This window comes from Clostridium sp. OM05-6BH (assembly GCF_003481635.1).
In the GTDB taxonomy this organism is placed as follows: Bacteria; Bacillota; Clostridia; order Lachnospirales; family Lachnospiraceae; genus Butyribacter.
Genome location: NZ_QULH01000003.1, coordinates 122,105 through 135,475 on the forward strand (window position 1 = coordinate 122,105; position 13,371 = coordinate 135,475).

10 protein-coding genes and 1 pseudogene are annotated in these 13,371 nt (G+C 43.6%); all 11 read right to left on the bottom strand.

All coding sequences use genetic code 11. From position 1 onward, the window contains the following. Positions 1–206 precede the first annotated feature (206 nt). The 11 genes and pseudogenes from DXB73_RS04640 to DXB73_RS04685 all read right to left on the bottom strand — a co-directional run bounded on the left by DXB73_RS04640 (position 207) and on the right by DXB73_RS04685 (position 13,342). A complete protein-coding gene (locus tag DXB73_RS04640; RefSeq protein ID WP_118690283.1) occupies positions 207–590 on the bottom strand; it encodes a PAS domain-containing protein in 384 nt (127 codons plus the stop codon). Between the two features lie 121 nt (positions 591–711). Further along, positions 712–1,782, bottom strand: a complete 1,071-nt coding sequence (rsmH, locus tag DXB73_RS14655; protein WP_347474579.1) for a 16S rRNA (cytosine(1402)-N(4))-methyltransferase RsmH — start codon at positions 1,780–1,782, stop codon at positions 712–714. 9 nt (positions 1,783–1,791) lie between these two features. Continuing rightward, positions 1,792–5,091, bottom strand: a pseudogene (locus tag DXB73_RS14665) (glycoside hydrolase family 2 TIM barrel-domain containing protein); the annotation flags it as partial. A 36-nt stretch (positions 5,092–5,127) separates the two neighbouring features. Then, on the bottom strand, positions 5,128–6,045 hold the full coding sequence (locus tag DXB73_RS04650; RefSeq protein ID WP_182434283.1) for a S1 RNA-binding domain-containing protein: 918 nt from the start codon (positions 6,043–6,045) through the stop codon (positions 5,128–5,130). Between the two features lie 24 nt (positions 6,046–6,069). Beyond that, entirely contained in the window at positions 6,070–7,353 is a 1,284-nt protein-coding gene (locus tag DXB73_RS04655; RefSeq protein ID WP_118508004.1) for a sensor histidine kinase, read from the bottom strand. A gap of 6 nt (positions 7,354–7,359) precedes the next feature. Beyond that, the gene (locus DXB73_RS04660; protein ID WP_118508003.1) at positions 7,360–8,082 is read right to left on the bottom strand and encodes a LytTR family DNA-binding domain-containing protein; all 723 of its coding nucleotides are present in this window, start codon (positions 8,080–8,082) and stop codon (positions 7,360–7,362) included. After that, positions 8,079–9,467, bottom strand: a complete 1,389-nt coding sequence (locus DXB73_RS04665; protein WP_118508002.1) for an NAD(P)/FAD-dependent oxidoreductase — start codon at positions 9,465–9,467, stop codon at positions 8,079–8,081. Before DXB73_RS04665 ends, DXB73_RS04660 begins: the two co-directional genes overlap by 4 nt. A 296-nt stretch (positions 9,468–9,763) precedes the next feature. Then, positions 9,764–10,600: a hypothetical protein gene (locus DXB73_RS04670; protein WP_118690285.1), complete on the bottom strand. Its 837-nt coding sequence runs from the start codon at positions 10,598–10,600 to the stop codon at positions 9,764–9,766. Between the two features lie 13 nt (positions 10,601–10,613). Then, positions 10,614–11,423 (bottom strand): hypothetical protein, encoded by an 810-nt coding sequence (locus tag DXB73_RS04675; protein ID WP_118690286.1) that lies wholly within the window; start codon positions 11,421–11,423, stop codon positions 10,614–10,616. After that, positions 11,420–12,070 (bottom strand): ATP-binding cassette domain-containing protein, encoded by a 651-nt coding sequence (locus tag DXB73_RS04680; RefSeq protein WP_118690287.1) that lies wholly within the window; start codon positions 12,068–12,070, stop codon positions 11,420–11,422. Before DXB73_RS04680 ends, DXB73_RS04675 begins: the two co-directional genes overlap by 4 nt. A 42-nt stretch (positions 12,071–12,112) precedes the next feature. After that, a complete protein-coding gene (locus tag DXB73_RS04685; protein ID WP_118690288.1) occupies positions 12,113–13,342 on the bottom strand; it encodes a hypothetical protein in 1,230 nt (409 codons plus the stop codon). Positions 13,343–13,371: the final 29 nt, after the last annotated feature.

Genomic DNA, 13,371 nt, shown 5'->3' on the forward strand with positions numbered 1-13,371 from the left:
CTTTTCTTGTATAAGGCAAGCCTTTTTTCTCTAAACATAGACATTTCTGTCTGTTAAACATGTCGTCATAGTAAGTATCAAAAGATAGATAGCATTATCTTCTGAGGGTCTGTTCAGCTTCTGATCTCTTTCAGAGATGTCCTTCCTATACCCTATAATAAATTAAAGACATGTTTGCTTGTATCCTATAAATTAAAGACAGGTTTTCACACTAACGACTGCTCAAAATCATACATTTTCGCTGTTTCTTTATTACGAAATTCATGCTTTTCATAATAGCCGAGCAACTCTCCGTCCTCATCCCGCAATGCCACCATATACACGTCTTTATTTTGCTTTTCATTGTAAAATGTATGGATCATATTGTGTTCTTTGCTGTCCGCAAACCAAGATACTATTTTACGGATCATTTCATTTGATTGCTCGTTGTGGCAGGCAAGCAGACTCTTTCCAACCAATTCCGCTCCACCACGATTTGCATAATTCTGCACTGCTGCCGGATTCATATACACGATCGTATGCTCTGTATCGCAGATTACTACTGCTGCACGATCTTGATCAATCACACTCTTAAACATTTGATGTAACATAGCAATATACCATCCTTCCTTTATAACATAATGCAATTCAGCCTACACCTGAAATTCGTTCATCGTGTTCTGCAGAACCTCCACGCTTTGCATTACCTTATTGATTTCTGTTGACATTTCTTCACTGGAGTAAGTGATCTGCCTTCACCGCCCAGCGCATCTTGGTTGACCGTGCCCGCGGATTTCTCGTACATTCCTGTGCCGTTGGACGGATCACATCCCTTGCATACTCTGCATAAATTCCTGCTTTATATCCCTGTTTCAAGGCTTTCTTAACAAGCTTGTCCTCACCGGAATGAAATGTTAAGATTGCTGCACGTCCACCCGGTTTCAATGCTCCCGGAAGCTTGTCCATAAATTCGTACAGCACTTCGAATTCATTATTGACATCAATACGAAGTGCCTGAAAAACTCGCTGACAAGTTTTTTTGACCGTTTCTTTGCGCTCCTTCTCCGGAATAAACTGCAGCGTCTCCTCGATCAATGCACGCAGCTTTGTCGTTGTGTCTATGTGTCCGCCTTTTCGGACAACATCGGTGATTGCCTTTGCGATTTCATCACAATACGGCTCGTCCGAATTTTCGTACAGCATCCCGGCAAGTTCATCTCGGCCAATTGTCTCCAAACGTTCTGCTGCGCTAATCCCTTTCTGCTGATTTAACCGCAGATCAAGTGGTCCATCCACCTTAAAGGAAAAGCCTCTTTTAGGGTTGTCGATTTGCATCGAAGACACTCCCAGATCTGCCAAAATAAAATCAAACCCACCGACTTCCTCTGCGATCTCATCAATTGTGCAAAAATTTTGCAGCTTGATTGTAAGCAGATCTTCTCCAAATCCAAGATCTTCCAATCGCTTTCGGGTCTTAGCAGATTCTTCCGGGTCTACATCTGTCGCATACATATGTCCCTGCCCCTGCAAACGCTCTAACATAGCTCTGGTATGTCCCCCATACCCTAACGTTGCATCGAAACCAATCTGTCCCGGCTTAATATCGAGGAACTGAAGGATCTCCTCCACCATGATAGAAATGTGCATTCCCGCCGGAGTATTTCCTTTATCTATCACGTGTTGTACCATATCCCCGTATTTTTCCGGCTGCAGCTCTTTATATTTCTCCTCAAACTTTTTAGGATATTTCCCCTTATACCGCACTCGTCTTTTGTGCGGTTTGTCCGCAGTCAGAGGTAGCAGCTTAAAGGAAAACGTAAATTCCGTCTCCTCAAAACGATACTGTGGTAACACCTCCGGACCACAACTATTTGAACCAATTCCATTCTGCGCATAATCAATACACAATATGGTACTGCCACTATCCTGCAACTCATAATTGTGTGCCGCTCGCGTAAGCTCTTCTGCTGAATAATGCGATACATTAAAAGAAAACGGTGTAGCGGACGCCACCACCAATCCCGGTAATGCTTGCCCATAGCTAACTTCTACATAGTCACAGTCATAATGGCTGCCATTTTCCTGCGGGAAAATATAATCCTCATGCATCGCTGTAACTGTGCTTTCATAACGCCCATGACTGCTGCCCCGATGCTTGTCGCGATAACTTTCCTGAGGTCCCATACCACTGTATACTACTTGTTCCAGCGCATGATCCAAACAGAGCCGTACGCCGAACCGTGGAAGCTCTAAGAAATCCGGATCTTTTTGAACAGCAAAATGTACCGCAATGCCTCCGGCCTCATCAATCTGCCACTCTATCTGCATGTCCAAGATCCGCTGTACGGTCGGAGCCAGCAGTGCCACATGGCTCTTAAGGCAAATTAAATGTTTCTGTTGCTCGACACGAGTTTCATACGCCCTTGTATAAGTTTCATGATAATGTGCCGCTTTCCAACGATGCTGTATCGTTCGGTCGTTGTCAGTCGGTGCGCGCCAAATCGTTACTTCCATAGGTCGATTTAAGTACTCCTTGCCGTTATACTGCAGGGAAGAAAACATTCCTGTTCTCTTGTCATAAACAAACCGAAAGACGCTAGCAGACAAAACAAGCTCCCTCGCATTCTCAGCTACGCATATATTTCCTATCCCTTTTTTCGAACTGTCTAAGCCGCTCTCACCAACAGATTTTCCTATCCCACTTTGCGAACTTTCCAAGCAGCCTTCGCCGACAGCTTTACTTGTCCCACTTTGCGGACTATCCAAGCAGCCTTCGCCGACAGCTTTACTTGTCCCACTTTGCGGACCAGAAAGAAGCCGTTTGACATACTGATTCACCGGTTCTGCGTTATTTACCGCGATCTCATCAAAGCCCATCACATGCCCTTTCTGCAATAGCGGCAGTTCTTTATTGAGCTGATAGATCAACTTAATATAAACCTTACCCTGTGTCGGAATCGCACCACTCGCTGATGTAGTACAATCTTCCGGCAGACAAACTCTACCATCGCAATGCGGCTGCACCGATACCGGTTCCAACTCCCCAGACCGGATCAGCTCTCCATCGCAAGTCATCTCATATCGAATGGTAAACATATCCCGCAGATCATCAAAATCCAGATAATTATGCAGGATCAACTCTCCACTGTCCGTATTACAGGACACAACACGAACCGGTCGATATACATTTTTATATTCCAGCAATCCCGTATGCGGTGTGCGATCCGGATAAACTAACCCATCGACACAGAAATTGTCATCGTGGATCGTCTCCCCGTGATCTCCTCCGTAATAATATCTATTTCCGTCATGGCGTACCGCATGGTCACACCATTCCCACACAAAACCTCCACACATGAGATCATTATCCTGAATCATCTGGAAATAATCCTCGAAATCTCCCGGTCCATTTCCCATGCTGTGCGAATATTCGACCAGCAAATACGGTTTACTGCCATCTTGCTCGAGATACTGCTTTATTTCTTCCAGAGACGGGTACATCCGGCTATAAAGATCCAGATTAGAATAATCGTATGTTTTATGATAATTACGATATCTTGCACTCTCATACTGCGTCAATCGGCTGTCATCAAAGGACTTCGTCCATGCCAATGCTTTCTCAAAGTTACATCCATAGGCACTTTCATTTCCCATAGACCAAATTACAACACAAGGACGATTCACGTCTCGATGCACCAAAAGACGGACACGATCTGCGATTGCCTGCTCCCACATCGGATCATCCGCAATTTTTTCACTCCAACGTCCGTTCCGCTGAAATTCATTGTCCTCTTTTCGGTACAGCAAAAATAGACCATGCGCCTCAATATCTGCCTCATCGATCACCATAAATCCATACTCATCACACAATTGATAAAACATTGGTGCGTTTGGATAATGACTGGTTCGGATCGCATTCACGTTGTGCTGCTTCATTAATATCAGATCCCGTTCCATCTGTTCCAATCCGATCACATAACCCGTCTCCGGGTCAGAATCATGGCGGTTCACACCACGAAACTTAATGTTTTGTCCGTTCAAATAAATCACACGATCACGTATTTCTATCGTGCGGATACCGATCCGATCGACGATCGTCTCCTGCTCTGTCTCCAAGATCAACGTGTAAAGATACGGATTCTCTGTATTCCAAAACACCGGATTCTCAATGCAAAACTGCACTTGTGCTTTATACTGCATCGCCAGATTATCCAATGACATTTCCTGCTCTTTACTGCTTTCTGCCAAACCTGATTTTTGTCCTTTGTTGGCTGACGAACGCAAGCTTCCCTCTGCGACGACCTGACCTTCCGCATTTTCAATACGTGCATATATCGGAAGATCCCCGCCTGCCAACAAACAATGCACATCTACCGCCGCTGCGGCTCCTTCTACGTGGGTAGTAATGCGGTAATCCCATATATGCCGCTGTGGACGTTTCAACAAATATACATCTCGAAAAATGCCACTCATCCGAAATTTATCCTGGTCCTCCAAATAAGAACCGTCACACCACTTTAATACAAGCACTCGCATTGTGTTTTCACCAGACTTCACATAGGACGTCACATCAAATTCACTTGTCGAATGCGATACTTGGCTGTATCCAACATAAGCACCATTCAGCCATACATAAAAGCAGCTATCTACCCCTTCAAAGTTAAGAAAAACTTCGGACGCATTCTGATCCACCTCATACTCAAATGTATGCTCGTACAAACCGCATGGATTCTCCTGTGGTACATAGGGTGGATCAAAAGGGAACGGGTAACGGACGTTTGTATACTGATGTCTGTCAAATCCTGCCATCTGCCACATTCCCGGCACATCGATCTGTCCACCTTCCTCAAATAGATCCCCGACACGACCCCAAGCCGTACCGGCAGCCACGTCTGTCAAACTCGTTTCTTCCGGCAGCAACGCCTCAAAATCTCCTATATCAGAAAAGAACCGGAACTTCCATTTACCATTTAACAATTGAAAACGATCCGATTCTTCTCTATGTTTCACCAATTGATCCATTCGAACAGATGCCGGAATATAATAGGCTCTTGCCGGCATCGTATTCTCATGCAACATTGCTGTATTCTCAAAATTCTGTGGTATACTCATCAAGTTTCACTTCCCTTCTTCGTTGACATATTATGGTTACAATTCGATTCCTTTCAAAAGTGCTGCAAACGGACTGGCATCAGCATCCTCTTCATGATCTGCCTGAAATTCCTTAGGGATCTCATAGTCATCTTCTTCCTTTGGGACTTCGTCCTCTGTCAGCGCCTTCATGCTCAACGAAACGCGGTCTCCCTCTAACTTAATGATCTGCGCAGTAACCGTATCGCCCAGTTTGACAATCTCTTTTGGCGACTTAATAAACTTATTGGTAATCTGCGATATATGACATAAGCCGGTCAGATCCTCTCCAATCGTAATAAATATACCATAAGATTCGATGCGGTCCACCGTTCCGGTCACTACATCTCCCACCGTAAGCTGTCCAACTTTTTGGACATATTCTTTTGCCTTACGCTCTTTTTGAATTTCTTTCGCCGACAAGACCAATCTCTTTGCCTCTTTATCCACAGTAATGATCATTGCCTCCAATGTCATCCCCAAATAACCAGAGGTATCTTCTACGTAATTCAGCTCGATCTTGGAAGCCGGAATAAACGCACGTACCCCTTTCACATATCCAATAATTCCACCGGATGTCGTATCGGTGATCTTAACCTGAAATACTGTACGATTTTGATAATCTTCTTCCAATTCATCCCATATCATTAGGTTGTGCGCCGCCTTTTTGGACAAGATCACAACACCATTTTCATTCTCCGCATCAATGACCATCGCTTGAATGCGATCGCCTATATTGCAGTCATTTTTTATCGAAAATGCAGGATCATCACTGCATTCCTCAAGCGGAATGATTCCCTCCGTATAGTAATTCAGATCGACGGTAAGTTCTGTCTCTGAAATACCAATGACCTCTACCTCCAGCACATCACCTTCTTTGATCACCTGAAAAGATTGTTCTAACTCCGTTTCAAAATCTTTCATGCTTTCTGCCATCATTATCCTCCTTCTGTCTTTTCATTATAGTATAGCCGTATAATAAAACCATCCATCCTTATATCGCATTCTCGCATCGCCATCATACTTTTTCACGATTGTCATAATATTATTCAGTCCAATACCATGATTTTCTTTATCAGATTTCGATGTCTGAATCATTCCATTAACGATTTTAACAGGTTTACTTATTCGATTACTAATACTAATGATGACGGTATCGTTTTTATTTAATAATTTGATCTTGATCACCTTGTGCGCTGTTTCTTTCGCAGTCGCCTCTATCGCATTGTCCAACAAATTGGACAGCAAGATCACAACATCCTGATCGTCTAATTTAATCTCCGAAAAGTCCATGATATCAAATATTATTTTGATGCCTTTCTGTGTTGCCAAACGATACTTTTGATTTAAGACAACATTCACAATCGTATTATGGACATCAATAAAATCACTGCCTTGACAAAGGTCATTTGTCAATTTCTGTGCATATTCTTTTGCCTTCTCGTATTGTTGATCCGCCATCAATCCCTGAATGCAATGCAGCTGATTACTGTAATCATGCAATATCTTTTTGTGATATGTATTGGTAACATTTAGTTCCTGATACATTTTTAAGCGTTCCTGAGCCCGCGTCTGCTGCAGCTGAAGCAAACGCAATTTCCGCTCGCGGTCAGAAATATAACTAAGCAGCACAAACAACACACTGTCAACAACAATCATCCCTAAAGATATCCCGACATAACCGGCAAGCATCGTCCCATTTCCATAACTTGTCATCAAAATAATCATGATGCATACTGTCATAAGTGGAAAAAGAAACAACATTATCCACTCTACTCTCTGCATTTCCATAACATGTTTTTTTCGTGACCATATATAACGGATCATCACGACAATCACCAAAGTAACCATCTTAAAAAGCAATGATATCATCACCTGAAACATTGGATTCTCTAATAGGTTTCGTCGAAACAAAGCCTCAGAGATTACAATGCCTCCCCCATCAACCGCAATCATAATACCATAAAAAGCCAGATCTAACACTAAAACATGAACCAACTTACATTGATAAAATATGACGGCAACCAGTATCACTGCAAGCACCTGTCCACCGCCCCTTATCAGGAGCGATTTTGAATAATATGTGGTGGCTGCACTTATCAAATACAAGCCCGCCAAAGATGCTACCTCAAGCATCTGCCAACGGATTTCTCTATGCTTACGTTGTAGGAAACTACTCAAAAACGCACTACATATTAACGCTTCAAATAGTACCAATATCACTCCTTGTATGTAATCTACCATAGTACACTACCCCTCGCTATCATATTCTATGTACTCAAAGAATTGATCTTTTACCTCTTGATATCTCGCTTTCGTAGCCGGCAAATCTTTGTGCGTTGTAAGATATACGCGATAACTACTGATCTTCTGGATATACTTCATATTCACCAAAAAACTCTGATGAATCCTAACAAAACCATATGGCTCCAATTGTTTCTGTGCCGTTGTAATATTATCATACAGTTCCAACACTTTATCCGCAAACACATAACATAATTTACGAGCCTTACTCTCCACATAAACCAATTGTGATAAATTAACGTTCTCCATTCCGGTAAGAAATTTAATGTTGAAAGACACATCCATACCGGAATATTGCTTCAAAAAGCTCCCTAAACATTCCGGCAGCAATTCCTCGATATCCTGCTTCATAATGTAGCGCATCGCACCATATTGATAGCCTCGCGGTGCAGCTTCCACAACTCCGGTAATAAATACTATCGTTACCTGATTGCTTCTGGAACGAATCATTTCTGCAGTTTCCATTCCATCCATCTCATCCATATCAACATCCAAAAAAACAATATCAAACGAGTGCGATCCATGAAATGCACCGCAAAGCTCCTCTCCGCTTTCAAACACCTGAATGTCGCACTGTTGATTCACATGGCACATATACTCAGAAATACTTTGGCGGATCCGTTCGCTCCATTGCAGATCATCGTCACATACTGCTATTTTAAGCTTCATCGATCTACCCCGGTTCCTTCCACGATCTGACGTGCAACATAGACACCACTTGCCGATGCATGCGACAAGGAATGGGTCACTCCACTGCCATCTCCAATAATATACAGTCCCTTATATTTTGTCTCCAGATTGTGATCCAATTCGACTTCCATATTGTAAAACTTCACCTCAACACCGTATAACAGTGTATCATCATTGGCAGTTCCCGGTGCAATCTTATCTAAGGCATAGATCATTTCAATAATCCCATCTAGAATGCGTTTCGGAAGTACCAAACTCAAATCACCCGGCGTTGCTGCCAATGTCGGCTCTACCAGTCCCTCTGCAATACGCTTTGCGTTGCTTCGTCTTCCACGCACCAAGTCTCCAAAACGCTGTACGATCACGCCTCCACCCAGCATATTCGACAGTCTTGCAATGCTCTCGCCATATCCATTGCTGTCCTTGAACGGCTCTGAAAAATGCTTTGCGACCAGCAGCGCAAAGTTTGTATTGTCGGTCTGTTTATCCGCATCTTCATAACTATGTCCATTCACCGTAACAATGCCATTTGTATTTTCATTGACCACAATGCCATAAGGGTTCATACAAAACGTACGCACACGATCTTCAAACTTCTCAGTGCGATATACGATCTTACTCTCATAAAGTTCATCCGTTAAATGCGAGAAGATAACTGCCGGCAGTTCCACGCGCACACCAATATCTACACGATTGGATTTTGTGCTGATATCCAATTCATTACATACTTTTTCCATCCATTTGCTTCCACTGCGTCCTACGGAAATAATACATTTTGCGCAATCATAATCCGCATCATCACAACATACACGATATGCCTCGCCCTGTCGTTCTACACGATTTACTAACGTATCAAAGTAGAAATCCACTTTATCCTTTAAGAACGCATAGAGATTTTCTAATACAACATAATTGATATCTGTACCCAAATGCCGTACGGATGCATCTAATAAGTTCAATTTATTTTGGAGACAAAGCTTCTTAAAATGTGTTCCTGCTGTAGAATACATTTTCGTGCCCTCGCCACCATACTGCATATTGATCTCATCCACATATTTCATTAATTCTGTTGCCTTTTGCTTGCCAACATATTCGTATAAAGTTCCACCAAAATCATTCGTAATATTATATTTACCATCGGAAAATGCACCAGCACCACCAAAACCACTCATGATGGAGCAGCTCTTACAATTAATACAACTCTTTATCTTATCACCATCGATCGGACAGTGACGTTTCTCCAAAGCATGACCTGCCTCAAATACTGCCACTTTAAGATTGGGTGCTTTTTGCACCAGCTCATATGCTGAAAAAATGCCTCCCGGTCCTGCCCCCACAATAATCACATCATATTTATTACCCATATTTCACGTCCTGCCTTTCCCATTTTCCATGCCGTATGCCCATCGACAAAAAGCAAGCATATGCATCTATTCTATTATCCTTTCTTGGTGGGGAAAAGTCAATCACCTAAGACATAAAATCAAGGATTTCAGATGTATTCCTGCAGTTTCTTATAATCCAACTTTCCATTCATCGTACGTGGCAGCTCCTCTATCTGAATATACTTCACACTGCCACGCAGGATCGGATAGCGTTGCAGCACACGTCGTTCCCATGCTGCATCCGCTTTGTTTTGTTTGTCTGATACTTTGCCATGTTAATGTATCCTCTCTTTCGTGATACCGACAACATAATAGACCAAAAAAGTGACCAGAGTTACACTCGCAAGCATGACTGCTGTGTACTCTGCCGTCACCGTGATGGCACCTTCTGACATGTTGATCACACTTTTTAAGGAAAACCTTTCGTACTGTGCCTGGCCGCCAAAAAGATACGCCATATAGGAATACACGATAAATGGGATAAATACCACTGACATCCTCTTATGGATAAACTGGGAAAGTAACAGCGCCGTTCCGGCAAGCATCCCCCCCGCCAGCATGTTGACGAACCAGTAGATCAGCATGTAGATCCATGGAGCCGTATAATAAAACTGCGAAAACATATTTCTGTCCATTATGACGCTACGTTGGGCTCTCTGGTACAATTCCGCACACGGATACTTTGTCGCACACAGTGCAAACGACAGCGCTAACGGTAATAACACTGCAACGGCACCACTGACATATGCTGCGATGTATTTTGCCAAAAAATATCTTCTCTTACTCTGTCTTACCAGAATGTTTCTGGTATAATGCAGCTGCTCATCACGTACCAGGCTTGTTCCAAACGGCAGCACGGCGAGGATCGGGAACAAAATATAATAAATCCCGTTATACGGTAGGAACATATTGTCTCCGATATATTTTTCAAATGCTATATACGGATAATACGTCACATCATGCTGTTCCAACATCATTTTCCGTATCTCCGCAAAGTGCCTGTCCATCTGCAGCGAACTATATAAGTTACCGGCAGCCAGGATAACCGCCACTAAAACTACAACTAACATCCCACGACTACGAAATGCTCTTCTTAATTCCGTTTCGATCATAATTCTTTCCTCTCTATTCTTTAAACAGCAGATCTCTACGCTTAAACAGTATTGTTCCGATGACAATGCATACAATGATCCCTGCTATGGAGCACCGCAGATTGCCAATATACCCGATCGGCGTCTTCAGCATACGGACCGGGATTCCCCAATTGCCCCACAGGAAAACACTCTGTTTATACGCCGAAATTCCCTGTATCACCAACAAGAGTATGATTGCCACTGCCGGCGACCAGACTACTTCTAACAGCATCTGTAACAGACACAGAAACATCATCACAGCAACCGGAATAAACAGAACCACGGCACACACATCTGCCGTCTTCCAGTTTAAGAATCCTTCCACCGACGTGGTGACGAGACGCTTGGTCAGATGCATTTTCATCGGGATACCGCGCCATGCAAAGATAAGAAACATCGGTATGTAGTAGATCACATAGGCAAGCAGTGTGCTGAACATACACCAGACACATTTTGACAGCCACCAGCCTGCACGTGACCGGCTCTTCACGATCATGACGCTGCCATGCTCTTCCAGATCCCCGGATGTATATCCGTTTACCACCAGAAGCATAAATGCCTGCATGATCAGCCATATCGTCGGAAAATTGTATGAATGCAGTGTATTTGGCTGATAAGGCTGTGTTCCTGCCGTCATGATCAGCCAGTGATCCAATAAGGTTCCCGGATTACGCACTTTATAATAATTCAACACCTGTCTCACGGCATCTGCCACTCCAAGCAGCAGCGGAAGCAGGTAATATCCAAAACGTCTGACGGTACCATAACGCAGATCGTACTTCAACATCCTTCCAAACTTCATGCTGCCCCTCCATTCTCCTGTCCCTCGATCCTTCCATCGCGCAGATGCACGATCTCATCTGCAAGCAGGTTCATCTCTTCCTTGTCATGACATGCCACGATAATGATCCGTTTCTCATTCTTCAGGGACAGAATAAGGCTTCGTATCTCTTCCACACCTTCTCCGTCGATCGCATTGATCGGCTCATCCAACAGAATGATGTCCGGACTCCCAAGGATTGCTGCAGCTATGCCAAGCCTCTGTTTCATACCGAGAGAATACTTCTCTACCTTTTTGTGTCCGGCATCTTCCAGTCCCACATCACGGATCAGCTGCCGGATCTCCTCTTCAGGCACTCCGCCCTGCATCTTTGCCAAAAGTTTTAAATTCTGGGAAGCATCATATTCCGGAAGAAGCGACGGATTTTCTAACAATAATCCAATGCTTCTCGGAATCGATATATTTTTATGCAGCTGCTCACCATTGATCACGATCCGTCCGCTTGTCGGACGGATCAGTCCGGATATCGCCCGCATCAGCATGGTCTTGCCGGAGCCGTTCTTACCTTGAAGGCCATACACTGTTCCGCCTTTCATTTCCAAACAGATATCCTTTAGTACGGTGGCGTTTTTGATCTTCTTTGTCACGTGTTCGATTGATATATTCATACTGTCTTATCCCCTTTATCATTATTTCCTGTTATCTGTTCCTTATTTCTTCTTGATCTGCGAACTTTTTACCAGTATGTTGACTGCCGTTCCGAGCACACCCGCCCGTGGATCCAGCTTATCCGGTTCCGAAATACCATCGCCTCTGCCGCACAGCCGTACATAAAAGTCCGTCTTGTCAATGTCCCAGTACTTCTTATGGCAATATTGCTGTTTTCCGGTAACACACGTTACCTCTTCTCCCGGATTGAGCTGAATGACATCCGGATCAAACTCTATCTTTTTACTACAGGTAAAATATGTATTATCCCCTTCATATGCATACCTGCCATCTTTCATATAATTTCCCGTCGCCGGTACGGAAGCACGGATCCGTTTTGCCGTGTCAGAATAATTTTTGATCCTGCACTTGATAAACATCATATAACATGTGCCTGCACCGCCCTTTAGCTCAGGGTCACTTGGCTGCACGTTTCCCTTCGAATCCACTAACTCCGGATCATACAGACCTTTCCGTTTATATTCTTTATAGCGTTTAACATTTGTGGTATACGCAACCTCTTCGATCCGATATCCCACTTCCTCATAAATGCACTCCTGATCCATGTCAAGGATGGAACCCTCCGGTGTATCCTTTTTCTTTGCTTTCTGTTGTTTTTGTGCAGATTTAGAGGAAGTACCTGCCTTATATGTAATGTTCGAAAGACTGATCTCACGGATGTCCGGATACGATGTCAGTACGATAGAAAACGGCAGCTTCTGCAGATCACGAAAATGAGCATCGGAAAACGATATTTCATACAGTTCATACGGCAGCGTTACCGGCACCTCTACGCCCGGTGCAATGGCGAGCATACAGGACTCAATGTGATTGATCTCACAAAACATCTCTGTGGACAGGGCATTGCCATACGCCGGGGATTTAATAACGATATCTGCGAGATCCAAATACTGCATATGCTCTGAACTGTTTTTGATCCGCATCTTTACCAAAAGCACTTTCAGACGTCCCGGCTTTCCTTTTGCAACATCTCCGTCAACATCCAACATGGGTTCAATGACCGGATACTGCTCCTTGATCTTGGAATAGTCGCAAATCGTATTCTTCAGTACCGTATACTCTGTTCCGTTTATGGTCTGCGGCTTCCTGTCGCTGAATGTTGTCACTTTCAGCCGGTCATTCTCTCTGTTCACCTGATCAAACGAATATATCCCATAGCACAGCGCTGCACCAATACACAGTAAGATCAGACATTTCATTCCTGTTTTCATTCCGTTCCTCCATCCTGAATCATCCCCTC